This window comes from Streptomyces doebereineriae (genome assembly GCF_031845645.1).
Classification (GTDB): Bacteria; Actinomycetota; Actinomycetes; order Streptomycetales; family Streptomycetaceae; genus Streptomyces; species Streptomyces canus.
Genome location: NZ_JAVREZ010000002.1, coordinates 386,083 through 412,451, shown reverse-complemented (window position 1 = coordinate 412,451; position 26,369 = coordinate 386,083). Strand labels below are relative to the sequence as shown.

22 protein-coding genes are annotated in these 26,369 nt (G+C 71.6%); 18 read left to right on the top strand and 4 right to left on the bottom strand.

Annotated elements, in window-relative coordinates; genetic code table 11:
• Positions 1-97 precede the first annotated feature (97 nt).
• Positions 98-463: a hypothetical protein gene (locus RNB18_RS07415; protein ID WP_266562070.1), complete on the bottom strand. Its 366-nt coding sequence runs from the start codon at positions 461-463 to the stop codon at positions 98-100.
• Positions 464-610: 147 nt separating this feature from the next.
• Complete coding sequence (locus RNB18_RS07410) at positions 611-2,272, bottom strand: FAD-dependent oxidoreductase (RefSeq protein ID WP_311713328.1); 1,662 nt, start codon at positions 2,270-2,272, stop codon at positions 611-613.
• 279 nt (positions 2,273-2,551) lie between these two features.
• Here RNB18_RS07410 and RNB18_RS07405 point away from each other — a divergent pair, with 279 nt between their 5' ends.
• The 17 genes from RNB18_RS07405 to RNB18_RS07325 all read left to right on the top strand — a co-directional run bounded on the left by RNB18_RS07405 (position 2,552) and on the right by RNB18_RS07325 (position 19,960).
• Entirely contained in the window at positions 2,552-3,796 is a 1,245-nt protein-coding gene (locus RNB18_RS07405; RefSeq protein ID WP_311713327.1) for an alpha/beta hydrolase, read from the top strand.
• Positions 3,797-3,875: 79 nt separating this feature from the next.
• Positions 3,876-5,657, top strand: a complete 1,782-nt coding sequence (locus RNB18_RS07400; protein WP_311713326.1) for a fatty acyl-AMP ligase — start codon at positions 3,876-3,878, stop codon at positions 5,655-5,657.
• A gap of 79 nt (positions 5,658-5,736) precedes the next feature.
• Positions 5,737-7,461 (top strand): acyl-CoA dehydrogenase family protein, encoded by a 1,725-nt coding sequence (locus RNB18_RS07395; RefSeq protein ID WP_311713325.1) that lies wholly within the window; start codon positions 5,737-5,739, stop codon positions 7,459-7,461.
• Positions 7,458-9,182 (top strand): acyl-CoA dehydrogenase, encoded by a 1,725-nt coding sequence (locus RNB18_RS07390; protein WP_311713324.1) that lies wholly within the window; start codon positions 7,458-7,460, stop codon positions 9,180-9,182. The genes RNB18_RS07395 and RNB18_RS07390 overlap by 4 nt, the downstream gene beginning before the upstream one ends.
• A 47-nt stretch (positions 9,183-9,229) precedes the next feature.
• The gene (locus RNB18_RS07385) at positions 9,230-9,535 is read left to right on the top strand and encodes an acyl carrier protein (RefSeq protein ID WP_311713323.1); all 306 of its coding nucleotides are present in this window, start codon (positions 9,230-9,232) and stop codon (positions 9,533-9,535) included.
• Positions 9,532-10,464: a 3-oxoacyl-[acyl-carrier-protein] synthase III C-terminal domain-containing protein gene (locus RNB18_RS07380; RefSeq protein ID WP_311713322.1), complete on the top strand. Its 933-nt coding sequence runs from the start codon at positions 9,532-9,534 to the stop codon at positions 10,462-10,464. Before RNB18_RS07385 ends, RNB18_RS07380 begins: the two co-directional genes overlap by 4 nt.
• A gap of 16 nt (positions 10,465-10,480) precedes the next feature.
• On the top strand, positions 10,481-11,878 hold the full coding sequence (locus RNB18_RS07375; protein ID WP_311713321.1) for a preATP grasp domain-containing protein: 1,398 nt from the start codon (positions 10,481-10,483) through the stop codon (positions 11,876-11,878).
• Complete coding sequence (locus RNB18_RS07370) at positions 11,875-13,170, top strand: type III PLP-dependent enzyme (RefSeq protein ID WP_311713320.1); 1,296 nt, start codon at positions 11,875-11,877, stop codon at positions 13,168-13,170. Before RNB18_RS07375 ends, RNB18_RS07370 begins: the two co-directional genes overlap by 4 nt.
• A gap of 3 nt (positions 13,171-13,173) precedes the next feature.
• Entirely contained in the window at positions 13,174-13,482 is a 309-nt protein-coding gene (locus tag RNB18_RS07365) for an acyl carrier protein (RefSeq protein WP_311713319.1), read from the top strand.
• A 6-nt stretch (positions 13,483-13,488) separates the two neighbouring features.
• Positions 13,489-14,385 (top strand): beta-ketoacyl-[acyl-carrier-protein] synthase family protein, encoded by an 897-nt coding sequence (locus tag RNB18_RS07360; RefSeq protein WP_311713318.1) that lies wholly within the window; start codon positions 13,489-13,491, stop codon positions 14,383-14,385.
• Entirely contained in the window at positions 14,382-15,035 is a 654-nt protein-coding gene (locus RNB18_RS07355; protein ID WP_311713317.1) for a hypothetical protein, read from the top strand. Before RNB18_RS07360 ends, RNB18_RS07355 begins: the two co-directional genes overlap by 4 nt.
• The gene (locus tag RNB18_RS07350) at positions 15,032-16,192 is read left to right on the top strand and encodes an acyl-CoA dehydrogenase family protein (RefSeq protein ID WP_311713316.1); all 1,161 of its coding nucleotides are present in this window, start codon (positions 15,032-15,034) and stop codon (positions 16,190-16,192) included. The genes RNB18_RS07355 and RNB18_RS07350 overlap by 4 nt, the downstream gene beginning before the upstream one ends.
• On the top strand, positions 16,185-16,895 hold the full coding sequence (locus RNB18_RS07345) for a 4'-phosphopantetheinyl transferase family protein (protein ID WP_311713314.1): 711 nt from the start codon (positions 16,185-16,187) through the stop codon (positions 16,893-16,895). Before RNB18_RS07350 ends, RNB18_RS07345 begins: the two co-directional genes overlap by 8 nt.
• Before the next feature lie 127 nt (positions 16,896-17,022).
• Entirely contained in the window at positions 17,023-17,346 is a 324-nt protein-coding gene (locus RNB18_RS07340) for a hypothetical protein (RefSeq protein WP_311713313.1), read from the top strand.
• Between the two features lie 3 nt (positions 17,347-17,349).
• Positions 17,350-18,636, top strand: a complete 1,287-nt coding sequence (locus tag RNB18_RS07335) for a WXG100 family type VII secretion target (RefSeq protein WP_311713312.1) — start codon at positions 17,350-17,352, stop codon at positions 18,634-18,636.
• Positions 18,633-19,337, top strand: a complete 705-nt coding sequence (locus RNB18_RS07330; RefSeq protein WP_311713311.1) for a hypothetical protein — start codon at positions 18,633-18,635, stop codon at positions 19,335-19,337. Before RNB18_RS07335 ends, RNB18_RS07330 begins: the two co-directional genes overlap by 4 nt.
• The gene (locus RNB18_RS07325) at positions 19,334-19,960 is read left to right on the top strand and encodes a hypothetical protein (RefSeq protein WP_311713310.1); all 627 of its coding nucleotides are present in this window, start codon (positions 19,334-19,336) and stop codon (positions 19,958-19,960) included. Before RNB18_RS07330 ends, RNB18_RS07325 begins: the two co-directional genes overlap by 4 nt.
• A gap of 29 nt (positions 19,961-19,989) precedes the next feature.
• Here the strand turns inward: RNB18_RS07325 and RNB18_RS07320 are convergent, their stop codons facing one another.
• The gene (locus RNB18_RS07320; RefSeq protein ID WP_311713309.1) at positions 19,990-22,779 is read right to left on the bottom strand and encodes a PKD domain-containing protein; all 2,790 of its coding nucleotides are present in this window, start codon (positions 22,777-22,779) and stop codon (positions 19,990-19,992) included.
• A 250-nt stretch (positions 22,780-23,029) separates the two neighbouring features.
• On the opposite strand from RNB18_RS07320, the gene RNB18_RS07315 reads away from it, so the two are divergent.
• Entirely contained in the window at positions 23,030-26,047 is a 3,018-nt protein-coding gene (locus RNB18_RS07315) for a hypothetical protein (protein WP_311713308.1), read from the top strand.
• A 19-nt stretch (positions 26,048-26,066) separates the two neighbouring features.
• On the opposite strand, the gene RNB18_RS07310 is transcribed toward RNB18_RS07315, so the two are convergent.
• Positions 26,067-26,351, bottom strand: coding sequence for an SHOCT domain-containing protein (locus RNB18_RS07310; RefSeq protein ID WP_266386480.1), 285 nt, complete (start codon positions 26,349-26,351; stop codon positions 26,067-26,069).
• Positions 26,352-26,369: the final 18 nt, after the last annotated feature.

The following is a 26,369-nucleotide window of genomic DNA, read 5'->3' as shown; positions in this document are numbered from 1 at the left end:
CGGCAGCAGTTCGGACGTACGGGGCACGGGGAGGGCCGGCCGGGCCGCCACGCGGCACGCGCGTGGCGGCCACAGCGGCTATCGCGTCCGGCATGGCTCAGGCCATGCTTCCGGCGACCTTCTTACGGCGCGTCGCGTACAGACCGGTTCCGGCGACCGCCAGCACGGCGAGCCCGCCCGCGGTCATCGCCGGGGAGGCCAGCCCGCCGCCCCCGGTGTGCATTCCGCCGCTGGGCTTCTCGTGGCTGCCGCTCCAGCCGCCGCCGTCGTGCTTGCCGCCGGAGTCCTGGCCGTGCTCCTTGTCCTTGTAGGTCTCCGGGTCGTACTTGGGGTCCTTGCTCTCCTTGCTGTAGGAGGAGTCCGACGAGTCCCAGTCGTCCCCGGCCGCGTAAGCACCGGGGGCACCGAGAGCGAGGACGGCCGAGGCCGCCGCGGTGGTCAGGAGGATGCGAGCAGAGCGCATGTGTCGTTCCTTCCGTCGGCGGCCGGGCAGCTGGTGCTTCGTCAGCTGAATTGGGCCCTGCCCCGACGTGATCCACCGTCAGTCAGCCTCGCCCCCGCCACCACTCGGGGCGGTCACCCGGGTGAACGCGCCAGGACCGAGCGGGAGTCAGACCGCCCCCAGCAGCGTGGTCAGGACCTGGCGCAGCGCCGACTCGGCATCCGGGACCGGCCCGGGCGATCGCCAGGCCACGAACCCGTCGGGCCTGACGAGTACGGCGCCTTCGGGCGTCGTGCCGTGGGCGGCCGACCAGTCCGCGTCGCCCTCGGGCGCCAGGTCGGCACCCGGGCCGTCGCCCACCCGGTACGAGGCCAGCGGGACGGATGTCTCTTCGGCGAGGCGGACGGCGGCCTCGTGCCAGCCACTTGGGTCATCGGCAGCACTGAGCAGGACGAACGACGTCTCGTAGAGGTCCAGGGTGGAGATCCGTTCACCCCGGTGCCGTACCGCCATGTGGGGGGCCCTGCTGCCGGGTTCGCCGGACAGGTCGAGACGTTCCGGGACGACCGGAGTCGCGGGGTCGGTGCCGATGACGGCGCCCTGCGGATAGCGGTAGCCGAGGGCCACGTTGAGGATGCCGCGCTGCGGGCCACCGCCGCCGCCCGCGCCGGGCGACGGGGCGAAACCGGGATGGCTGTGCTCGACCGACCGTGCGGCGGCGCGGGCGCTGGTCGCCTCCGCGACCGGGCGGCGCTCGGCGTCGTACGTGTCCAGCAGCGACTCCCCGGCCCAGCCGCCGTGCACCGCGGCGAGCTTCCAGGCGAGGTTGTGCGCGTCCTGGATACCGGTGTTGGAGCCGAACGCCCCGGTGGGGGACATCTCGTGGGCCGAGTCGCCGGCCAGGAAGACGCGTCCCGCGCGGTAGCTCCGGGCGACCCGTTGGGCGGCGTGCCAGGGGGCCCTGCCGGTGATCTGCACGTCGAGGTCGGCGACGCCGACCGCGCGACGGATGTGCTCGACACACCGCTCGTCGGTGAACTCCTCGAGCGTTTCGCCGCGTTCGGGGTGCCAGGGAGCGTGGAAGACCCAGTTCTCCTGGTTGTCCACGGGCAGCAGCGCACCGTCGGCCGCCGGGTCGGTCAGGTAGCAGACGATGAAACGGCGTTCGCCCACGACCTCGGCGAGGCGACGGGAGCGGAAGGTGATGCTGACGTTGCTGAACAGGTCGCCGGGACCGCTCTGGCCGATGCCGAGCTGCTCGCGGACGGGGCTGCGGGGGCCGTCGGCGGCGACGAGGTAGTCCGCGAGGAAGGTGGTGTGCTCGCCGGTCTCCCGGCTCTTGACCACCGCGGTGACGCCGGAGGGCCCGGTCTCGAACGACAGCAGTTCGGTGGCGTACCGCAGGTCGCCGCCGAGCCGCTCGGCGTGTTCGAGCAGTACCGGCTCCAGGTCGTTCTGGCTGCACAGGCACCATGAGCTGGGGCTGAAGCGGGCCAGTCCGCCGCCCGGGTCGATCTCCCGGAAGAGCCACTCGCCCGCGTCGCCGACCAGGGTGGGTGTCTGCAGGATCCCGTGGTTGCCGGCCAGCGTGGCGGCGGCGTCCCGGATCCCCGCTTCCACGCCGGCCGTCCGGAACAGCTCCATCGTGCGGACGTTGTTGCCCCGTCCGCGGGGGTGGATGGAGGTGCCGGCGTGCCGTTCCACCAGCGTGTGCCGTACGCCCAACCGGCCCAGGAACAGCGAGGTCGACAGGCCGACGAGGGAACCGCCGACGATGAGGACCGGGACCCGGTGGGTGGTGTGGCCGGTCTGGACCTGTTTCTGGTTCATCACTCGCCTCCAGCGCGTCGTGTCCGCCGACTCGTCCGGATACGGCGGGGAGCTTCATCCATGCCCCGCGACGCGAACGCGGGCCCAAGCTTCACCCGCTCAACACGCCCGGTTCGCCGACTCGGCAGATCGCCTCCCGGGCGCCCGGCCCGCACAGTCGAACCGCCGCGTGGGCGGTTTCGCCACCCCATTTGCACTAATTGGGGAACGCCGAGGATTCCCCGCCCCTCCCTCTGGGTGAAGGAAACCGCACAGGTAGGGAAGTCGGGGATCAACCGGATGGGTCTGACCAGCGAGACGACCGTGTATGTGATGGCGGCCCTCGCCGCCGTGTGTGTGGGACTGCTGGTCTGGTCGTGGCCACGGTTCGCCCGGCAGGGACTGCGGCAGGTCCTCGGACGACTGCTGGCCATCGGGACGACCCAGGTGGTGATGATCGCGGCGTTCGCCTGCTGGCTGAACTCGTCGTACCAGTTCTTCGGATCGTGGGGCGAACTCTTCGGCCGGGTCGAGACGGCCCCCGTCGGGGTGACACAGGCGGGCGACGACGGCGGTACGGGCACGGTGAACGGCGCCGCCGTGAAGGGGGCGCCGGTGCAGCCCGCCGGCGACGAGCAGCTGAGCCGGGTCAGCGGACTGCCCACCGGCCCCGCCGCGGTGAACGGGCGGGTGGAGTCCGTGAAGGTCATCGGCCGCCGCACGGGAGTGGTCGACCCGGCCTTCGTCTACCTGCCGCCGCAGTACTTCCAGAAGGCGTACCAGCGCCAGCGCTTCCCGGTGATCGTCGCGCTCAGCGGCTACCCGGGCAGCATCTTCAACCTCGCGCAGCATCTGCGGGTGTCGCAGACCGCCGGTGCACTGCAGAAGAGCGGTCTGATGCAGCCGACCGTCATGGTGATGATCCGGCCGACGATCGCCCCGCCGCGCGACACCGAGTGCGTGAACGTACCGGGTGGTCCGCAGACCGAGACCTTCCTGGCAAGGGATCTCCCCGACGCCCTGAAGTCCGCCTACCGGGTGGGCCACGACGCCAGTGCCTGGGGTGTCATGGGCTACTCCTCCGGCGGCAGCTGCGCCCTCCAGCTGACGATGCGCGATCCGCACGTGTACACGACGGCCGCCGCACTGTCGCCCGACTACCGGGTCAAGGACGATCCGACGACCGGCAGTCTCTTCGGCAGCGGACCGGACCGCACCGAGCGGATGAACGGCCACGATCTGATGTGGAGGCTCAAGCACCTGCCCGTCCCCCAGGTCTCCGTGCTGGTGGCCGAGAGCAAGCACGGGGAGCGCGGCTATCCGCAGACGCAGGCCTTCATCAAGGCGGTGAAGGCACCCATGCGTGTCGCGTCGATCCTGCCCGAGCACGGCAGCCACAACTTCCCGACCTGGGTCCAGGAGGTGCCGCCCGCCCTGAAGTGGATGAACCAGCAGCTGACGTTTCCTCAGGACGCCGTGCCCCGCCACCACAAGAAGGGAGCAGCGGTCGCGGAGCCCACGCCCACCGCCACGATGCGCAGGTGACTGCTCCGAGCCTCAACTCACCTACAAGTCTTGCCAATTACTCATCCGGCGGCGCCAGAGTGCCGTTTAGGGTGGGCCAATGGAGCACGAGCACAGAAGCTTCGTCGAACTCATGTGTGCGAGGGCGGTGGAGCACGGTGACCGGACCGCCCTGATCTTCAGCGCGGATCCGCTCCGCGCCGAGGCCGACGAGACCGTGACGTACGGGGAGCTCGACCGGTCCGCCCGCCAGGTCGCCGCGCTGCTGCAGGATCGGTTCTCCATCGGTGACCGTCTGCTCGTCCTGCATCCCTCCGGGCCGGGGTTCGCACGATCCCTCCTGGGCTGCATGTACGCGGGCATGGTCCCGGTGCCCGCCCCGCCGCCCGACGGCCGTCAGCGGCGGCAGGCCGACCGGCTCGCCGGGATCGCCCGGGACGCGGGAGCCGCCGGTGCCCTGGCCGACGGCACGGATCTGGAAGCGCTCGTGTCCTGGACCAAGGAGCAGGACCTCGGGGGCGTGACCGTGCTCGCACCCCACAGCGCCGAAGCCGCGGACGAGCTGCCCGCGGCGAACCGGTGGCGGCCGCCCCCGGCCGACCCGCACGCGCCGGCCTTCCTCCAGTACACCTCAGGGTCCACCGACGACCCCAAGGGCGTCATGGTCGACCACGCCAACCTGCTGGCCAACGCCCGGATCCTCGCGGCGATCGCCGATATGCGCGCCGACCGGCCGGTGGGCGGCTGGCTGCCGCTGTACCACGACTTCGGGCTGATCGGGCTGCTGCTCACGCCGCTGATCCTGGGCGGTCGCAGCGTGCTGATGCCACCGACGGCCTTCCTCAAGCGCCCGCACACGTGGCTGACGCTGATCGACCGGCACGGCATCGACTTCTCTCCCGCTCCGAATTTCGCCTACGACCTCTGCCTCCAGCGGATCACCGACGAGCAGCTGGCCCGGCTGGACCTCTCCCGCTGGCGGTGTGCGGTGAACGGCGCCGAGCCCGTCCAGGCAGCCACCGTCGAGGCGTTCACCCGGCGGTTCGCCGCCGCCGGGCTGAGACCCGAGGCGATGCTCCCCGGTTACGGCATGGCCGAGACGACCCTGGTCGTCTCCGGCGACCGGCCTGCCCGCCGCGCCGTGATCACCGAGGTGGACGCCGCCGCGTTCGAGCGCGGCGAGCTGCTGGCCCCGGCCCCCGGCGCGCCCGTGCACCGCATCGTCAGCAGCGGCCCCGCCGAGCACCTCGACATCCGGATCGTCGACGCCGACGCGGGCCGGACGCTGCCGGACGGCCGGGTCGGTGAGATCTGGGTGCGCGGCCCGAACGTCGCCCGGGGCTACTGGGGGCGGCCCGCGGAGACCCGGCGCGTCTTCGACGCCGTCACACCCGACGGGGAGAGCGGCTTCCTGCGCACCGGGGATCTGGGGATCCTGCACAAGGGCGAGCTGTACGTCACGGGCCGCAGCAAGGAGCTGATCATCGTCCGCGGCCGCAACCTCTACCCGCAGGACCTGGAGGCGGCGACGCGGGAGGCCCACCCGGCTCTGGAACGCGGGGTCGGGGCGGCCTTCTCCGTCCCGGTGCCCGAGGAGGAGGTCGTGGTGGTCCGCGAGTGCCGGGCCGACCGGGTCGCGCCGGACGAGCTGGCCCACGTCGCCGCGCGTGTCCGCGACCGCCTCACCCGGGACGTCGGGGTGCCCGCCCAGAACGTCGTCCTCGTGCCTCCCGGCACGGTGGCGCGGACCACCAGCGGCAAGATCCAGCGGCGGCTGCTGCGCCGGCGGTTCCTCGGCGGCGAACTTCCGATCCTGCACGCGGACTTGTCGCCGGCCGTGCGCGCCCGGCTGGGCGACGCGGCGGGCGGTGACGCCTCGTGACGGTGACCGACCTGCTGATCGCCGGGGGCCGTGTCCGCTTCGAGGGCTTCGACGGCTGCGGCGAGGGCGGTGACGTCTCGTGAAAGTCACCGACCCGCTGATCGACACCGACCGCGTCGACCTCGGCGGCTTCGACCGGGCGCTCGGCGACCCCGCCGACCCCGCGGCGCTCCTCTCCTACGCCCGCAGCGCCGAGCTGGACCGCGGTGAGTCGTTCCCCGCCGACATCTGCCGGGAGCTCGACGGGATGGGGCTGCCGCGCCTGTACGTGCCGGCCGAGTTCGGCGGGGCGCTGACCCGCTACGACGAACTCGTCGCGGCGCTGCGGGCGGTGGCGCGCCGCGACCTGACGGTCGCGATCGGGCACGGCAAAACGTTTCTCGGGGGCGTCTGCGTATGGCTGGCGGGCCGTGCGGAGCAGGCACGCGAGCTCGGCGCCGACATCATCGCCGGGGCACCGGTGTCGTGGGGACTGACCGAGCGCGGCCACGGCAGTGACCTGCTCGCCGGTGAGATGACCGCCACGCCAGAGCCCGGCGAGTCCGGCGGGTTTCGCGTGAACGGCGAGAAATGGCTCATCAACAACGCCACCCGCGGCACGCTGCTCTGCCTCCTCGTGCGCACCCGGCCGGAGGGCGGCCCGCGCGGCTTCAGCCTGCTGCTGGCCGACAAACGGCGCCTCCCGGCGGACCGCTGGCGGCCCCTGCCCAAGGTGCCCACGCACGGCATCCGGGGCGCCGACATCAGCGGGATCGCGCTGGAGGACTGCCCGCTCCCGGCCGACGCGCTGATCGGCGAGCAGGGCGCGGGGCTGGAGATCGTGCTCAAGGCGTTGCAGCTCACCCGGACCGCCTGCACGGCCCTGTCGCTGGGCGCCGCCGACCAGGCGGTGCGGCTGGCCGAGGAGTTCGCCGCGGGGCGCGAGCTCTACGGCCGTCGGCTGATCGACCTGCCGCACGTACGCCGCGTGCTCGGAGAGGCGTACGCCGCGCTCCACGCCGCCGAGATCGTGAGCGTGCTGGCGGCCCGCAGCGTGCACACCCTGCCGCAGGAGATGACCGTCATCTCCGCGGTGGCCAAGTCGTACGTCCCGACCCGCGCCGACGAGCTGATCGCCGCCTGCGGCGAGCTGCTGGGCGCCCGCGCGTTCCTCACCGAGGTCCACGAGCACGGTGCGTTCCAGAAGCTGGAACGCGACCACCGGGTGGTCGGCATCTTCGACGGGAGCACCTTCGTCAACCAGCACGTCCTGATCAACCACTTTCCGGTGCTGGTCCGCGGCCATCGGGAAGGCACCGCCGACGAGGAGGCCGTACGCCGTACCGCCGACCTGTCGGCCCCGCCACCCCCGGCCCGGCTCGACCGGCTGAGCCTGCTGGCGCGCGGCGGGTGCAGCCTCACGCAGAGCCTGCACACCGCGAGCGGTGACCTGCGTGCGCCGACGTCCGCGGGTCGGGCGCCCGCACGGGTGGCCGAGCTCGCCGAGGAGCTCACCGACAGCTGCGACCGGCTCCACCAGGAGCTGGCGCTGAGCCCGCCCGCCTCCCAGTACGCACAGCCGGAGGCCTTCGCGCTGGCCCGCCGCTACGAGGACTGCTTCGCGGGTGCGGCCGCCCTGCGGGTGTGGCTGCACAACCGCACGCCCGGCGGGGACCCGCTGTGGCTGGAGGCCGTCCTCACCTACGTGCTGCGGTCGCTGCGCCCGCCGGGACGGCCGACCGACGGCGAGGTGTTCGACCGGCTCTTCGACGCTCATACGGCAGGCCGCCCCAGCGCTCCTCCGACCTCGGTGGTCACCTCGTGATCGACAGCACCGGGGCGCGCGACGCCCCTGCGGCCGCCGCCGTCGACGACCTGGAACGCCGGTTCGGCGACCCCTGGGATCCGGGCAATCCGACCGGCCACGCCGCGGTGCTGGCGGCCGACGAGGCGGGCGAGATGCTCGTCGCGGGCGAACGGCTGCTGGACGACTACGGGTTGAACGCCGCATTCGTCCCGCCCGAACTGGGCGGCCGGCTGACCCGGCTCGACCACCTCATCGAGGTGCTGCGGGTCGTCTTCCGGCACGACCCCAGCCTGGGCCTCGGATACGGAGCGAGCAGCCTCATCCCCGCGGTCAACGTCTGGACCGCGGGCGACGAACGGCAGCGCCGCCGGATGGCCGACGTGCTGCTGACGGGTGGCCGGGCCGTCTCCGGCTACCACGAGCTGGCACACGGCAACGACTTCACGCGGGCCGAGTTCTCGGCGCTGCCGGGCGACGACGGGCGGTTACGGCTCAACGGGCGCAAGGAAGTGATCGCCAACGCCCGGCGCGCCGAGGCCATGGTGCTCTTCGCGCGCACGTCGCCCGCTCCGGGCAGCCGCAGCCACTCGCAGCTGTTCGTGGAGAAGGCGGACCTGCCCCCGGGCGCGCCCATCCACCTGCCGCGCTTCCACAGCGCGGGGATGCGCGGGGTCCCGCTCGGCGGGCTGGAGTTCCGGGACTGTCCGATCCCGGCGGACGCGGTGCTGGGGGCGCCCGGGCTCGGCGTGGAGACGGCGCTGCGCTCCTTCCAGATCACCCGCACCGCGCTGCCGGCGATGACCGCGGGCATCCTGGAGACCGGCCTGGACGTCACCGCCAGGTTCGCGGAGGAACGCGTCCTGTACGGGCGGTCGCTGGCCGGGATGCCGTACATCCGCTCGATCCTCGCCGACGCCTTCACCGACCTGCTGATCTGCGACTGCCTGGCCACCGTGACCGCGCGCTCGGTGCATCTGCTCCCCGGCGAGACCAGCCTGTACGCCTCGGCCGCCAAGTACTTCGTGGCCACCCTCCTGATGGACGCCATGGACGCGCTGTCGCGGGTGCTGGGCGCTCAGTTCTACCTCCGCGACGGCGGCTACGGGATCTTCCAGAAGCACCTGCGCGACCTGGCGCCTGCGGGCTTCGGCCACACCGCGCGCGTGGCCTGTCTCAGCACGGTGCTGCCGCAGCTGCCCCGGCTGGCCCGCAAGGGGTGGCTGGACGACACCCAGCCGCCCGCCGGGGTGTTCCACCTCGGCGCGGACCTGCCACCGCTGCCCTTCGAGCGGCTGTCGGTCGGCTCGGGCGGGCGTGACAGCCTCAGCGCCTCGCTCTCGGCGGCCCTCGGCCACCCCGAACTGGACGGCGAGCTGCGCCGCTCGGTCCTCGTCATCGCGGCCGAGCAGGCCGACCTACGACGCGAATGCGCCGCGCTGACCCCCGCGGACCTCTCCGTCGCCGCCCGGCCCGAGGCACTGCGGCTGGCGGCGCGGTACGCCGCGGTCCTCGCGGCGACCGCCTGCGTGAACGTCTGGCTCCACAACCGGGATCGGCACGACGCCTTCCTCAGCGATCCGCACTGGGCCGTCGCGGCGCTGGGCCGGATCGCCGAACGGGTGGGCCGCGACCCCGGGCAGCGGTCCCCGCACATCACCGAACGGCTGTCGGCGGAGGCCCTCGCCCGGCACCGCGACCGCCGCGGGTTCGGCCTGTCGAACCGGCGCCTGCCCGGATAGCGCCGCCCATTGATGACGCCGCCGCCATTGAGGACAAGGAGAACGGGATGAACAGCCACGAACCTGCCCCATCAGCCTCCTCGGCCCCGCCGGACACCGAACTGCGGAGCTGGCTGCGCGCGCGGGTCGCCCACTACGCGCAACTCGACGCCGCCGCCATCGACACCACCGCCACGCTGACGACGTACGGCCTCGACTCGGTCTACGCGCTGATCCTCTGCGGCGACATCGAGGACCACCTCGGCGTGGCTCTGGAGCCGACCGTGGCCTGGGACCACCCGACGATCGACGCCCTGGCGCGGCACCTGGAGGAGACGCTCGCCCAGGCGGCCCCGTCGGGGGAGAGCCGATGACCTCGCTGGAGGAGGTGGCGGCCCACCTGCCGTCGGCACGCATACCCATCGGTGAGCTGAGCGACGAACTGGGCCTCAGTGCCGCGGAGATGAAGGTGTACCGGCGCTTCTACGGCCTGGCGGAGGTCTGCCGCGAGCCCGGTGGCACGCTCACCGAGCTGCTGCTGGCCGCCGCGGGCAAGCTCGACGGACTGCGCGGCAGGGAGGAGCGGGTGCGGTACGTGGTCCAGGCGCGGACCATGCCGGTGGTCGTCCCCCATCCGGTCAACCCCGTGCACGAGGTGCGTGACGCGCTCGGGCTCGGGCACGCCACGGCGTTCGCGGTGACCCACCACGCCTGCGCCTCGGGGCTGCTGGCGGTGGACCTGGTCGGCAAACTGCTGGCGAGCGACGGTGATCCGGACGCGCTGGCGTTGGTCCTCACCGGCGAGAAGACCTTCACCCTGGCCGCACAGACGGTCCCGGGTACGGCCGCCAACAGCGAGGGCGCGGCCGCGGTGCTCGTCGGCATCCGCGACGACCGGGACCGGATGCTGAGTTACGCCGCCCGCACCCACGGCCGCTTCTACGAGTGCCTGTCGCTCGACGACGAACTGGCCGGCGAATACCAGCAGATCTACACCGAGGCGCTGGCCGAGGTCATGCTGGCGGCCGTCGCGAAGGCGGGTCTGGCGCTGGACGACGTTTCCGTGGTCTTCCCGCACAACGTCAACCGGCTGTCGTGGGCGCGGCTCGCCAGACATCTCGGGCTCCCGCTGGAGCGCATCTTCCTGGACAACGTGCCGGTCACCGGGCACTGCTTCTGCGCGGACCCCTTCATCAACTACCGGACGGCCCTCGATCTCGGCCGGCTGCGCCCGGGGGACCGCTATCTGCTCGCCACGGTCGGTCTCGGCTCGACCTTCTCGGCCATGGTCTTCGAGCACTGAAAGGGGCACGGGCGAGATGACCGGGCATTTCACCGGCCGCCTGAAGGCGGCCCTGACCGGGAACCCTGACGCGGAGTTGGTGTTCCTCGGCAACTTCGAGGTCGAGGACCAGTGGGCCCGGGGCGAACCCGGGCTGCCGAGGCTGGCGTTCGGCTCCGGCAGCGCCATCGTCAACCGGATGGACGAGTTCGCCCTGCTGCTCGCGGGCAAGGGCGACCACGTCGTGCTGAAGGGCGAACCCGACCCCGACTACCTGAGCCATCTGGAGGAACTCGGCTTCGACCTGCCGGGGTTGCTCGTGGTGGAGCGCCAGGACCCGGGCAGCACCGTCACCCAGGACGCGCTGGAGGACCGGCCGGTGCTGCGCGAGCTGGGCAGGATCGGTGCGCGCGGTGGCGTCGTCTGCGCGCACGGGGTCAGTGAGCTGGAGGAGCGACTGGCCGAACGGGCCGGGATCGCGCTGGCCGCCCCGCCGGCGGCGGTCTGCAAGGCCGTCAACAGCAAGATCTACAGCCGACGGCTGGCCGGCGAGCTGGGCATCCGGCAGGCCCGCGGCTGGAGTTGCACGAGCCTGGCCGAGCTCGACGCGGCAGTCGAGGCCGCCCGCGCGCTGCTCGCCGACGGCCGCCGGGTCGTGTTCAAGGACGCCTTCGGTGTCTCGGGCAAGGGCATCGAGGTGGTCGAGGACGAACGCCGCCTGGACCGGCTGCACCGCATGATCGGAAGCCGGGCGCGGAAGGCCGGGGACGACCGGGCCGGCCTGGTGGTGGAGGAGTGGGTGGCCAAGCGCGCCGACCTCAACTACCAGTTCACCGTCGGCCGGGACGGCCGCGTGCACGTCGACTTCGTCAAGGAGGCACTGACCGAGGGCGGCGTGCACCTGGGCCACCGGATTCCTGCGCGGCTCACCGAGCGGCAGACGGCCGAACTGACGGAGGTCTCCCGGCTGCTGGGCGGGCGGCTGGCCGACGACGGCTACTTCGGGGTCGTCGGCGTCGACGCGATGGTCGATCCCGACGGTGGCCTCTACCCGATCATCGAGATCAACGCGCGCCACAACATGTCCACGTACCAGGCCTCGATCCAGGAGGCCTTCATCGGTTCCGGGAGCACGGCGCTGGTGCGCAGATATCCCCTGCGGCTCGGCGCGCCACTGCCGTTCGGGTCCCTCCACCGCGCCCTGGCGGACCTGCTGTTCGACCCCGCCCGGGGCACCGGTCTGCTGATCAACAACCACGCCACCGTCAACGCGGCCGCGCCACCCGGCGAACGGACCCGGGGTGAGGATTTCGCCGGGCGTCTCCACGGGGTCGTCGTCGCCGACTCGGCGGACCGGGCGGCGGCACTGGACGACGAGGTCGGCCGGAGGCTGGCCGTTCTCGCGGAGAGCACCAGGGGAGAGGAACGAGGATGACCGTCGAGTTCCAGGTGCAGGGCGTGCGGGTGTCCGAGCTGGCCCGGCGGTACGGCACCCCGTTGTTCGTCTACGACGGCACCGCGCTGCGGGACCGGTTCCACGGGCTGCGCGACCGGCTGCACCCGGCCATGGAGATCTTCTACTCGCTCAAGGCCAACCCGAACATCTCGATCTGCGCGCTGCTGCACTCGTTCGGCGCGCGGGCCGAGGTCTCGTCGCTGGTGGAACTGACGACCGCGCTCCGGGCCGGCGTACCACCGCAGCAGGTGATCTTCCTCGGCCCCGGCAAGAGCCGCCAGGAGCTGGCCGCCTGCCTGGACACCGGGATCTACGCCGTCGTATGCGAGTCGATCCCCGAGGTGGCCCTCGTGGACGAGCTGGCCCGGGAGCGGGGCGTGAAGGCGCCGGTCGCGCTGCGCGTCAACCCGCGCTTCGCGGTCAAGCGCTCAGGGCTGGCGATGGGCGGCAGGCCGCGCCAGTTCGGCATCGACGAGGAGGAGCTGTTCGGACAGAACGACCTGGTGAAACGGTTCCCCGACGTCGACCTGATGGGGGTGCAGGTGTACATGGGCACCCGGATTCTCCATGAGGCCGTGATCGTCGAGAACACCACCCGCATCCTCGAGCTGGCCGAGCGGCTGTCCGACGCGCTGAACCTCGAGCTGCGGATGGTCGATGTGGGCGGCGGCCTGGGCGTCTCCTATTTCGACGGCGAGAGCGACCTCGACGCCCAGGTGCTGACCGACGGGCTCAACCCCGTCATCGAGGACTTCACGGCCCGGCACCCCGGCACCAGGCTGATCATGGAGCTGGGCCGCTACCTCACCGCCGAGGCCGGCACCTACGTCATGGGCGTCCGCTACACCAAGACCTCGATGGGGGAGCGCTTCGCTGTCGCCGACGGCGGCACCCATCACCACATGGCGGCCGTGGGCATCGGCTCGTTCGTCAAGCGCAACTTCCCGATGGCCGTGCTCAACCGGCTCGACGAACCCGCGACCGAGGAGTGGAACGTCACCGGGCCGCTCTGCACCCCGGGCGACACGATCGGCAAGAAGGTCCCGCTGCCGCCGGTGCGGCCCGGCGACCTGATCGGCGTGCACCGTTCCGGGGCCTACGGCCCGACCGCCTCGCCGGGGCTGTTCCTCAGCCATGGCTACCCGGCCGAGGTGCTGGTCCACGAGGGGCGGTCCCATCTGGTCCGGGAACGGGACCGTCCCGACGACCTCCTGAAGCGGCAGCGACTCTACGACCCGACCGCGCAAGACAACACGACACACGAGAGGTGAACGATGCAGCACACCACACCGGACGCCGACACAGCCGACCTGTACGGACGGGCCGTCGCCACGATCACCGGCTCGCTCGCCACGTCGATGAAAGTCGACCCCGACACCATCCGTGAGGACAGCCGGTTGTTCGACGAACTCGGCCTGGACTCCACGACCGTGCTGGAGCTGCTGATGACGATAGAGGAGGAGCTCGAGATGGAGTTCGACACCGACATCCTCGAGCAGCACCACTTCAAGACCGTGGGGACGCTGGCCACCTTCGTCCAGGAGCAGGCCGCCGAACAGGCCGACGCGCAGGCCGGGGCCTGACCGCCGATGTACCTCACCACATCTCCCGGCCCGGCCAACGCACCGGCGCCCGCCCGGCGGGCCCCGCTGCGCCTGTCGCGGCCGGTCGTCCGGACCTTCTCCGGTGGCAGGCCCTTCCTGCCCGATCCGGTGGAGCCGAGCCTGGCCCAGATGCAGGCCGACCTCGTGCGCCCGTACCCGGTGGAGTTCCGCCCGGAGCTCCTGGAGCGGGGCGAGCGCAACACCTTCCTCGAGATGACCCAGGAACTGCTCGCGGACCTGCCGCCGCTCCAGGAGCCCCTGGATCTGGTGCTCGTGGCCCACACCGTCCCGGACGCCGATCCGCGCCGCTCCCCGTCCTGTCATCTGGCCGACGTGCTGCCCGGCGACCCGCTGGCCTTCAACCTCTCGGACCAGGGCCCCGCCGCCGGGTTCACGGCCCTGCGTCTGGTCGCGGAGTACGCCGCCGCCGACGCCTTCAGGCGCGCCCTGGTCGTCCTCCTCGACCAGCGGACCTTCCTGTACGACACCACGGGGGCCCGGGACGTGCCCCTTCAGGACTGCGCGGTGGCGCTGCTCTTCGGCCCCGAGGGCCGCGCGGGCGAACCGGTGACGCGGCAACTGGCCGGCGTCGCGCCGGACGAGGTCCGCCCGACACTCGAGGCGGTGCTGAACGAGCCCGACGGCGGCGGCCGGCCCGTCACCCTCATCACCGGCCAGGGCCTCGACGCCGAACGGTTCGGGCCGGGCATCGACGTGCGCCCCGCGCCGCCCGGCCGTCCGTGCACCGGCCCCTGGTCGGCCCTGGCCGACGTGCTCCCCGAGTGCGAGGGAGCCGGGCCCCGCCGCCTGGTCGTCGCCGAATACGACAGCGCGCTGCGGTACCTGTGCATCAGCACCCTGGATGTCGGGGAGGGGACATGACCGGCCGTACGGCCGCTGCCGACGCATGGATCCGGTACCGGCGGACCGCCCGACAGGATGGCCTCGTCCGGGCGTTGACCCTGCTGTGCGAAACGGTCGGCGACGGCCGGCCGCCCCGCGGTCCGGGCGGGCACGTGGTGGTGCCCGCCGGCGTCGCCGGTGCTGACGCCGGGGACGTCGTGACGACCATGACGGTGGAGGACGGCACCGTCGTCGCGTTGCGGCCCGGGGTCGAACCATCCAGTGGGTCCGCGACTCAGTGGGCGGCATGGGCACTGGGCGTGACCTGTCTGCGCTTCGGCCTCTCGGAGCGGTTGCTCGACGCCGTGCTCGCCCATCTCGGCGGCCGTACCGTCGGCGACGCGAAGCTGCTCCACCAGCAGATGGTCAAGGGCGGCGTCGCCGAGGCGGTGATCGAGCAGTTGGAGATCGAGACCATGCTGGCCGGCGCCACGCCGGGCCACCTCGACGACGGGACCCTGGCCGGCCTGAACGCCCAGATCACCGGGACCGATCGGATGCTGCTGCGGCTGCTCGGCGCCGTGAGCTTCCTGGCGGACGGGCCGGGCCAGGTCGCCCGGGTGTCCGAGCTGATCGCCGACGTCCACTTCGGGTCGGCCCGCGCAGGAGAGCACGGGGGAGCGGCATGATCGAGCTGGACGACAGGACGCTGGCGATCCAGCGCCAGGCCCGCGCATGGGCGCAGGAACTCAAGCCCCTCGCTCTGGAACTCGACCAGGACCCGGACGCGATCCACCGCCATCTGGACGTGGCCATCGTGTCGTACCTGACGAGGATGACGGTGCCGCCCGAGTTCAATCCCGACCCGGTGGTCATCGACGGGCGTCCCTTCTACGGCACCGGGACCCTGGAGCGGGTCGTCTTCGCCGAGGAGGTGGCGGTCGGCGACGCCGGCATGCTGCTCGCGGCGCCCGGGCCGGTGATGTCGGGTGTGCTGGTCGACGCCATGGGTGACGAGCAGCAGAAGAAGTGGTTCTACAGCCGGATCATGGAGAAGCCCACCTGGACCTTCTTCGCGCTGACCGAGCCGGACCGCGGCTCGGACGCGGGGGCGATGGACACCACCCTGACCCCGGACGGCGACGACCACTTCGTGCTCAGGGGGGCCAAGCGCTACATCGGCAACGCGGCCCGCGCCGACCTGGGCATCGTCTTCGCCCGTACCCGTCCGGGGCCGCTCGGGGTGACCGCGGTCCTCACCGAGACCTCGGCGGCCGGATTCACCGCCGAGCCTCTGGAGACCATCGGGCTGCGCGGCCTGCGCATCACCGCCGTCACCCTCGATGACGTACGCGTGCCCGCGGGCCAGGTCCTCGGCAGGCATCTGCGGGCCACCCAGCGGGGCATGTGGAGCGCGGTGCAGGGGCTGAACCGCCTGCGTCCCGGCGTCGCCGCGTTCGGTCTGGGCATCGCGCGGGCCGCGTACGAGTACGTCCTGGACAACCGGCGCACCCTGAACACGGCCGAACGCCACCGGCTCGACCGGCTCGGCCTCCGCTTGACGGAGCTCCGGCAGCTCATCTGGCGGTCGGCGATCGCCGTGGACGACAACGAGCCGGCGGCAGGCCATCTGGCGTCGGCGGCGAAGGCACGCGCCTCGCGCCTCGCCGAGGAGGCGACTCTCGAAGCGCTCGGCTGCTTCGGCCCCGGCGCCCGCCTGGACCATCCCCTGCTGGACAAGCTCGCCCGGGACGCCCGTGGTGTGGAGTTCATGGAGGGGACCGGCAACATCCAGAAGCTCAACGTGTTCACCGGCCTGGTCCAGGGACATCTCCGCCGTGACTGACGACATCGACGCCCCCGGGGTGGATGTCTGGACGGTGCCGCTGGACCGGCCGCCGGCCACGGTGGCGACGCTGTCCCGGATTCTGTCGGAGCGTGAGGCCGAGCGCGGCGACCGCTGCCGTTTCGAGAACGACCGCAGGCGTTTCATCGTCGCGCATGGAGCGCTGCGGCTGATTCTGGCCCGCTGTCTCGATGTTCCGCCCGAGGAACTGCGCCTGCGGCGGGGACGTCATGGCAAACCACGGCTCGCGGGCAGTTCCGAACTGCGGTTCAGCCTCTCCCACTCCGGTGAGCTCGCTCTGGTGGCGGTGACCCGGCACCGGGAGGTCGGGGTCGATGTGGACCGGCTGCGGCCGGGCCTGTCGGTCGAGCCGTTCGCCGAGCGTTTCTTCCCCGCGTCCGACGCCCGTTTCGTGGCCGCGGCCGCCGGCCCCACGGAACGGGCCGAACGCTTCCTGCGGTTGTGGACCCGCAAGGAGGCCGTGGTCAAGGCCGCCGGCGCGCGCCTCGTCCAGGGCCTGGGCCTGACGGTGCTCACCGACGCCGAATCCGACGCCGACGTAGTCCGCGATCCGTCCGGGCAGATCCCGGGGGCCTGGGTGGTGTGCGATCTGCCGGTACCGGACGGCTGTCTGGCGGCGCTGGCCGTCGCGGGGCCGGTGGCTCCCAGCATCTCAGGGCCCCACTCCGTGGACGAGTTGTAAGGACCTGAAGAAGCAGATGTGCCTTGTTCGACTCGGTGTCATCGTCCCGGACTTTGCCCGTATTTTAGTCTGATCGCGCGCGCCGGCGGCACGGGACTGGCTCGCAGTCGAAGAAGGGGGTCGCCGCATGGCGGATGAATTTAAGGTCGACCTGAGTCAATTGAACTCTTTTGGCCGGGTGTTGAAGCAGTCCGTTACGGATCTTGAGGAAGCGCGCACCGCGCTCTCCGCTGTCAGTGCCGACCAGATCGGAACTCCACGGCTGGACGAGGCGTGTGAGACCTTCCAGAACAGATGGAAGTACGGAACGGGCCAGTTGAAGGACATGATCAAAGCGGTTGACGAGGGCGTGGAGAAGACCGCGCTGAGCTACAAGCAGTTTGAGGAGAACCTCTCGAAGGCCCTCAAAAAGATGGAGGAGACCAACGCCGCGAATACCGGGGGGAAGTAGCAGGTGGGCAACAATCCGTATCCGAGCCTCGGCTGGAACCCGGTACCCGGAATTCCCGAGCAGGTCACCTCCCTCTACCGCAAGGTCAAGTCCGCGGCCGACACGCTCAACAACTGCCACCGGCAGATCGAGTATCTGCTCGGAGCGAGCTCCAGCTGGCAAGGAGACGCGGCGAGCGCGTTCCGGGACACGCTGGACGGCGACCTCAAGACCGCCATGATGAACGCCGGGAACTCGCTCGGCAAAGCCGCTGCGGCGCTGGGCACATGGGAAGGCGACCTGACCTCCCACCGCGACCTGGCCAAGAAGTACGACGATGCCGCGCGCGAGAACAAGGGTGACGTCGACAAGGCAAGGACCCGCTACGACCAGGCCAAGGGGAACCCGGACCTCAAGCTCGCCGGCAAGGAATACCCCAGCCAGGCGGAGGCGGATGCCGCGACGGAGCGCCTGCGTACCGCCGAGCGCGAACTGAACGAGGCCACCACCCACCTCAACAACGCCAACACCGCCTACAACGACGTCATCGCGAAGGCGAAGGAGCTGGAGGGCACCCACACCGACGCGGCCGAGGCCGTCGCCCGCAGCCTCGACGAGGCCGACGACAAGCTGGCCCCCAAGGAGCCGGGGTGGTTCAGCAAGGCCATCAGTGCCATCGGTGAGGGCCTCAAGGCAGTCGGCGAATTCCTCGTGGAGCACGCCGGAACCATCGGAGCCATCGCGGGACTGCTGGCCCTTCTCCCCACCCCGCTGGCGCCGGTCTTCGCCGGTATCGCGGTCGCGGCGAGCGCGGTCTCCATGGCCAAGAACCTTGCGAGCGAGGACTTCAGAGACTCGCTGATGGGCGAGTACGGCTTCAAGGAAGGCGCGTTCGCCTGGGCCTCCATGGCCGGTGACACCCTCGGCATGGTGCCCGGCGTCGGCGCCCTCGCCAGGGCCGGCAGCGAGGCGGGTCTCGCGGCGGCGGTGGCCCGCGAAGGCGGCGAGGCCCTGTCGGTGGGCTCGAAGCTGGGCGCGTTCGGCCGGGAGATCGTGCCCGCGTTCAACTTCAAGGCCCTCGACGTGGCGACCGACCCCGCGACCGGAGCGCTCCAGTACGGCATCAACGGCGTCAACGTGGCGGCCAACATGGCCTCGTCCCTGGAAAACCTGGGCGTGTTCCCGAAGAACGGTCCCGGACATGACGCGTCCGAGGTCACCAAGGGTGTGGCTGCCTCGACCGGCCTCAAGGGCGGCGTGACCGACATCATGACGGACGTCGCCGAGATGATGAGGGGTGTCCACCTGTGAACGGATTGCTCGACACGGTGGATGCCGAGCCGAAGCCCGAGTTCTGGTACGGGCTGCCCTACGGATACCTCCAGCTGGACCTCCGGCCGTCACCCGAGGGCATCCAGGAGGTGGCCCGGCAACTCGACGCACTTCCCGAAGACGTCCGGGACCGCGCCGACCAGGTGTTCCGGCTGTACGCCATCGTCCTGACGATGCTGCGGAGCCAGGCCGTGATGGGGTGCGCGCTCGGCATGCACCCGGACGAGCGCGGCGAGCCCACGCTGTCCGTCCTCACGGTCTCCACCGTCCGCACGTCGGGAGCGCACCCTGAAGCCGTGCTTCTCCAGATGCTGGGGGACAGCGGGACGGGGACCGGTTCGGACAACGGCATCGTGCCCGTAGAACTGCCGACGGGCACCGGATACGTGCTGGAGACGGAGCGGACCACGCTCGCGCCTACCGCTCCCCCCGAGGGTCAGGAAGACCCCGCGCAGGGGACCGTCTGGCAGGGCACGGTGGCCATCCCGGTTCTTCGCACCTCGTCGATCATCACCGTGCAGCTGGTCACCCCGGCGGTGGAGCTCGCCGACGACTACCGCGGCGTGCTGCTCGGCGTCGCGCGTACGGTGACGTTCGACGACCCGGCGGCGCCGGACCCTGCCGAGGTCCCGTTCTCGGATGCCGGCTCAGGGGCAGACGAAAGGAGCCCGTTCGGATGACAGTGCCAGAACGATGGAAAGACGGTCTGGAGTCGGACACCCCGCCCGCGCCGTACGCGACCGATGGAACGGACTTCCGGGGCGCGGTGCGTTACCACTACGGCGTCGCACTGAAGCGATTCCTCATGTTCTTCCCGGTCTTCCTGCTGCTGTGGGTCCAGATTTTCGTGACCCGGATCGGGTATCTGCTGCCGGTTGCCATCGTCGGAATGCTCGGCGCCCTGTGGACCGGGTTCCTCTTCGCCGGACGCCTGAGTTTGGTCCGGAAGTGCTCACGAGTGTTCGGGACCTATCCGCTCGAATTCCGCACCCCGGTCGAGAAGATCGGCATGGAGTCGACGCACACGCTCTACCTGCGCCTCGGGGATCAGGTCGGCACCCCCTTCACGCTGCGTGCGAAGGACGCGTTGGGGCGCGGTCGGTGGCCTGTCGGCATCACGGACGGCGTCTGGTTCGCCGGCGACGAGCCCTTTGGCGGCGCGATCATCGTGCCGGGCAGCGGTGAGCTGCTCTTTCTCCAGCCCAGGGACTGGGCCGCGACGAACGAGGACCGCGCCAACGCCGGACCCGAGCGAACCGAGAAGGCGGGGCGCGCAGGCATCAAGCGTCCCGCTCGTCGCTAGTAGTTCGCTGAGCGGGACCAGCTCTTGCCTCAGCCGTAGTAGCCCTCCAGGTCGGCGACGACATCGACCGAGCCGTGCGCGTTGTGGATGCGGAGGGAGCCGTCGGCCCCGACCGGGATCACAGCGAGGACCGGGCGGGTCTGGCCCGCGGTGAGGTTGTCGTTCGACACGGTCGGCAGGGTGCCGTCGCCGTAGGCGGTCAGGTAGGTGTTGGCGGTCGGGGCGACGCCCGTGAGGTTGACCAGTACGGCGGTGGCTCCCGCCGGGACCTTGGTGAGCTTCACGGTGAGGGTGCCGTTCGCGCCCAGCGGCTTCGCGGACGCGCCCAGACCCGTGCGGGTGTCGAGGAAACGGGTGGGCGCGGTCGCCACGAACGGCCCGCCGGAAAGGGCGAACCAGTCGTCGGTCGTTTCCGCCTGCTCGTTGGTGTACACCCCCTGGAGGTCGGCGATCAGCTGGACGTGCCCGGCGCTGTTGTAGATCTGGACCTTGCCGGCGTTCACACAGGGGACGGCGAGGTTGGACGCGGTCTGTCCGGGCCGGTAGTTGAGAGTCGACGTGTCCGACGTGGAGCCGCTGCAGCTCACGGTGATGTAGCCGCCGCTGGTGCCCCCGGTCACGGTGACGTCGAGGACGGCGCCGACCGTCGCCCAGCCGCGGGCGTACTTCGGCAGGGTGAGGGTCGTGATGCTGCCCGGACCGACCGCTCCCTTGGCGGCGCCAGTGCCGTTGCGGGTGTCCAGCACCCGGGTCGGGGCCATGGTGGCCAGGCCGGACATGGAGAGGTCGTCGGTACCGGACCTGGTGGTGGTGTAGTAGCCCTCCAGATCCGCGATGAGGTTCACCTTGCCGTGCGCGTTGTACAGGTCGACGTAGCCGTCGCCGCCCACCCGGACGGTGACCAGGTTCGGATTGGCCTGCCCGGCACGGAAGTTGAGGTTCGAGGCGCTCGGGCGGGCGGTGCCGTCCGGGTAGACCGACACATAACTGGACGCCGTGGCGCCCGCGTCGGTGACGTTCAGGGTCACCGCCGTCACCCCGGACGCCGGGACGTAGCCCACGCCGAGGACCTTCAGCCGGACCACACCGCCGGCGCCGACAGGCCGCTTCGGCGCGCCCGTCCCGTTCCGGGTGTCCAGCATCCGTACGGGACCGGCGGCGAGGAAGGCCGCGCCGACCGTGGCCTTGGCGGTCGCGGTGGCGGTCCGCCCGCCGGAGTCCGTGACGGTGTGCGTGACGGTGTACGTGCCGGGCGCCTTGTAGGTGTGCGGCACCGGGTCACCGGCGGTGGGCACGGAGAGCGCCGCCGAGCCGTCGCCGAAAGTGATCCGGTCACTGGTGATCGAGTAGGGGTCGAACTCGGTCTCGTGCCCGCAGGCGGCGGTGTCGGGCTGAACGGGGCTGCTCGCGCAGCCGATCGTCGTGGTGAGGTCCGGCACCGGCTCGACCCGTTCCCAGTTGTCGGCCGCACCGACCCGCGTGCCGTCGGCCCTGTTCACCACCACCGTGGCCTGGACGCCGGTGCTCGACGTGGTCTGCGTGTAGGTGTGGGTGGCCGAGCCGGTGGTGGAGGTGACCGTCGTACCGTCCGCGAAGTCGAAGGTGTACGTGAGCCCGTCGAGCGAGTCCGACCATGGGTTGCTCAGCTGTGCCTGAGCGGTGACCGGGACGCCGACGTACCCGGCGCTCATGTCGAGCGCGCTCACCGTGAACGGGTCCTGGAACTCGGTGGCGCCCCGGTCGACGTGGCCGGTGCCGGTGTCCGGGACCAGGGGGTCGTCGACCCGGGGACGGCCGTCGATGTCCGTGGCGATTTCGCCGGGTGCGCCGGCGTCGCCCGAGTCGACGAGCGCCGAGTGCTCCACGGGCAGGCCGGCCGCGGGGATCGTCAGATCCGTCTGGTCCAGATCGTGGGTGGCCTGGCCGGTGGCCGCCCGGAAGGCCTGCGCGGTGGCGTACGCGGTGCCGGCCCAGTCGTAGTCGGTGCCGGCCGACGACGGGTTGACGGCGTTGTAGTCCGCGGTGACCTGGGGAGCGGAAGCGGCGTCCACGGTGATCTCGGCCGGGGTGGTGGCGCACGTCGTGCCGTAGGGCAGCGCGACGGAGTTCTCCACCGACCCGGAACTGCCGTCGGTCAGGCCGACCGCGTTGCCGCAGGCCGTCCAGAAGGTGTTGCCCGCGAGGTCGATGCCCGTGGTGCCCGCGGCGAAGACGCCGCCGTCCTCGAAGAGGTCGTCGGCGAGCGTGATGTTCCGCGCGCCGGCCGCGCTGCGGAAGTCCGGCCCGGACCCGTCGCTCACCCGGAGGCGGAGGAGCGAGATGTCCGAGGAGGCTCCGTCGACCGCGATCACCGCAGTGGTGGCGTCGAGGAGGGTGCTCTGCACGGAGGCGACGCGGTAGGTGATGTGCTGCGATGCCACGACGGTCACCGCGGACTTCTTGGCCGCGCGGGCGAGGATCCCGGCCGTGTCGACGTACTGGGCACCGGAGTACGTGATCCCGCCCGCGACGGTGACGGACGAGCCGTCGCCGTACGCGGAGCGGAACGAGACGGGGGCGTCCGCGGTGCCCGTGGACCTGATGGTCACGGGCGCGTAGGACGTGCTGTTGCCCGCGATGCGCACGGTGTCGCCGGGCACCGCGGCGTCCGCGGCCGGCTGGATCTGGCAGAAGGGCTCCGCCGCCGAACCAGGACCGGTGTCGTTGCACCCGGCGGCCTCGTCGTCGACGTAGAGCGTCGTGCCGGCGGCGGTGTCCGCGTGGGCGACGCCCGCGCCCAGGCAGCCGACGAGCAGGACCGAGAGGGCGGCGGACGCCACCAGTGGTTGTCTCCGCAGTGGTCGTCCCCGCCCCACGAACAAGCCCATGATCACGTTCCCCTCCGGACCCTCGCTGCAGCTGGCGGGAGCGTAGGTCAGGTCGGGGACGGCAGACGTCGGTGAGGAGCTCAAATCTTCTCCCCACCTCGAAAGTTTGCGCGAAGTTTGGCCGGGGCGGGGACCACGCAGACCAGCGCATCGGCAGGCTTTGACGATCACGCTTGATGATCGACAGGAGATCGGGCCGCCCATGCCTCCCCTCAGACGCCGGTTCCTCGCTGTCCCGGCAGCCGCCCTCACCGCGCTCGCCGTGACGCAGGCCGTCACCGCCGGCCCGGCCGGAGCCGTCACCGCGGCCGACGTGTCGACCACGCTGGCCGCGCGGACGACCTCCGTGCCCGCCGCGGGCGACATCTCCGGTTCCGGCCAGGCGGTCGTCTGGCGGCAGAAGACCTCCGCCGACGCCCTGGCCCACGGCTGGCTCGCCGTCTCCGGAGGCACCCCGCAGGACCTCGGCCGGCTCGCCGACACCGACGAGACGGTGACCGTCCACGCGGTGTCCGTCCAGGACGGCGTGGTGGCCGCCGCCACCTCCACCGACCCGAACGGCGCCCTCGCCGACCATGTCACCCTGCGCGACCTCGACTCCGGTGCCGAGGACGTTCTCCCGGTCGCCTACGACAGTTCGGGCGCCGCGGGCGACGAGCGCTACCGCGCACAGGCCGGCGACGGCATCCTCGTCCAGCAGAGCTACCAGGACGACACCTCCGCCTATCTGGTGCGCCTGCTGCTGCGCACCCCCGGCGGCGAAGACCGGACCCTGCTCTCCGGCGACGAGCAGTACGAAGTCCTCGCCTCGGACGCGCACGGCGCTCTGGTTCTCCGGCGGACCGCGCCCGGCTGGGACCACCGGATCGTGTACGTCGACTTCGCCACCGGTGCGACGGTCACCGTGGCCGAGCCCACCACCGACGAACTGCCGCAGGGCCTGGAGTTCACCCCCGGCCACGTCGGGGTCGTCGACGGGGCGACCCTGACCGAGTGGCAGCGGTCGGCGCCCGGGGACGGGCCGTCCAAGGTCACCCTGCCCTCCGCCGACGCCCGCTGGATCAGCGACGACACCCTCGCCTGGTACCGGTGGAGCGCGGCGGACGGAGCAGACGAGCTGTTCGCGATGGCCAGGGACGGATCCGCACCGGCGACCGACCTCGGCGGGACCGCCACCGATCTCTCGGTCGGCGACGACGGCAGGATGCGCCTGGCGCTCTACCGGGACGACGTGGACGCCGCGATCCAGACCCTCACCGACGGCCGGATCTCCACCGCCGCCGGTGACGCCACCACCATCCCCGCGGGACCCGCCCGGCTGGACGCCCTGGCGCTGTCCGGCGGCGCCCTCTACACGGCCGACGACTCATCCCGACGGCAGGGCGTCCTGCTCCGGTCAAACCTGTCGGCCGGCCCGGCCGGGGCCTCGGCGAGCACGCCGTCCCGGGTGCTGGCCTACACCGGCGGCCTGGTCCACCAGACGCTGGCCGCCGCGGGGGGACGGGTCCTGGTCGAACAGGGCGGCGCACCCGAGCCGAGCCACTTCCAGGTGTACGACGCGGACGGCAAGCTGGTCGGCACACCGCTGAACTACGACGACGCCTCGGTGGTGAACGTCATGGACTTCGACGGCGAACACGCCCTGGTGTCGGACAAGACGACCACGTACCAGGGCACCCTTCTCCTCTACACCTTCGCGGACGGCCACACACAGCGCGTCCCGTCCGGCTCCGCGCTGTACGGCGGCGCCCTGTACTCCTCGGTGCGCAACGGCACCACGTCCACCTGGTCGATCCGCCGTACCGACCTGACGACCGGCACGGTCACCACCGCCGCCACCGTGAACTGCCTTCCCGGCGGCCTCCAGGTGCGCGGCTCCCGGATCCTGCTGACCACCTGCGGGACCGCCGCCTCCACCACCGGCCTGCTGCTTCAGGCAGGCAGCTCGGCCACCACCACGGTGGACTCCCCCGTCCGCACGCCCATCCTCGGCACGGACGTCCTCTACACGTTCACCAAGTCCTCCGACAGCACCGCCGTCACGCTGAACGCCCGGTCACTGACCGGGACTTCGACCGACACGCAGCCCCTGTTCACTCTCCCGGACAAGGCCGACACCGGCGCCGCCGACCGATGGGCGGTCGACCGCGACGCCCCCTGGGCGGCCTGGATGGACGACACCGGCATCACCCACGTGGTCTGGGCGGGCGTCCCCGCCGCCGCCTCGTCCGCCGCCCCGGCCGGCTTCAGCCCCAACGGCGACGGAAAGACCGACACCTGGGCCCCCACCTGGACCTACGACCGTCCGGTGAGCTGGACGCTCACCCTCAAGTCCGGCACCACACAGGTACGTTCGCTGACCGGCACCTCCACCGCGGGCAAGGTCGCCCCGGTGTGGAACGGCACGACCCGGACGGGCAGCGCGGCCGCCGAGGGCGCCTACACCTGGACGCTGACCGCGCGTGACACGGTCACCGGCCGGACGGCGGCGGACATCACCGGCAAGGTGACCCTGCGCCGGACGGTCCCCGCCGCCACCGTCACCTCGCCGACCGTGGCGAGCAGCGCGGCGACCACCGCGTCCGTGCCGGTCCGCTGGTCGGCGCAGACGGCGGGTGTGAAGTCGTACGACATCGGATGGCGCGTCGCCACGCGCAACAGCGCGGGTGTCTGGAAGCTCGGGTCGCTCCAGACCTGGCGCACGGCCACCACGGCCACCTCTGCGGTGTTCGGCAAGGCGGGCAGCCCCGTGAAGCCGGTGGCCGGACTCACCTACCGCTTCTACGTCCGCGCCCACGACGACGCCGGACAGACCGGCGCCTGGAGCAGGGCGGCCACCACCGGCATCCCCGTCGACGACCGTGCGACGGCCCTCCGATACACGGGCACATGGAAGTCGGTGGCGGCGACCTCCGCCTGGTCGGGCACCGAACGCGTCTCCGCCACCAAGGGGGCGTACGTCTCCTTCACGGCGGACGGCACCCAACTGCGCGTCTTGGCGACCCGGAAGTCCGACGGAGGACGCTTCGCGGTCGTGGTGGACGGGAAGACGGTCGGCACGGTGAACACCTACGCCGCCGGGACCGCCTACCGGCAAGTGGTGTTCACCCGCACCCTGGGCACCACGATCAAGACCCACAAGGTGCAGTTGCGGGTCCTCTCCGGCAGCACCTCCGCACGATCCACCGTGACCCTGGACGCGGTGATGGTCACCCGCTGACACATCGATCCGGTACGGGTCAGGAAGCCAGGAGCCTGCGCTTCTGGTCCTCGAACTCCGCTTCCGTGAGAAGGCCCTGTGTCTTGAGGTCGCCCAGCTGCTTCAGCTGTTCGATCTTGCTGGTCATGTCGGGGGGCGGCGGAGCGGACGGCTCGGCAGGAGGCGCCGGCTGCGGTGCCGGCTCCTGGGGCCCCTGCTGGGCCGCCCATCGCCCCTGCTGCCGGCGGGATACGCGGTTCGACACTGCGGTAGCGGTTCCGGCGACGACGGCCGTACGGGCAACCCCTCGGAGGAGTCCGGGCATGGTGATCTCCCTTCTCGT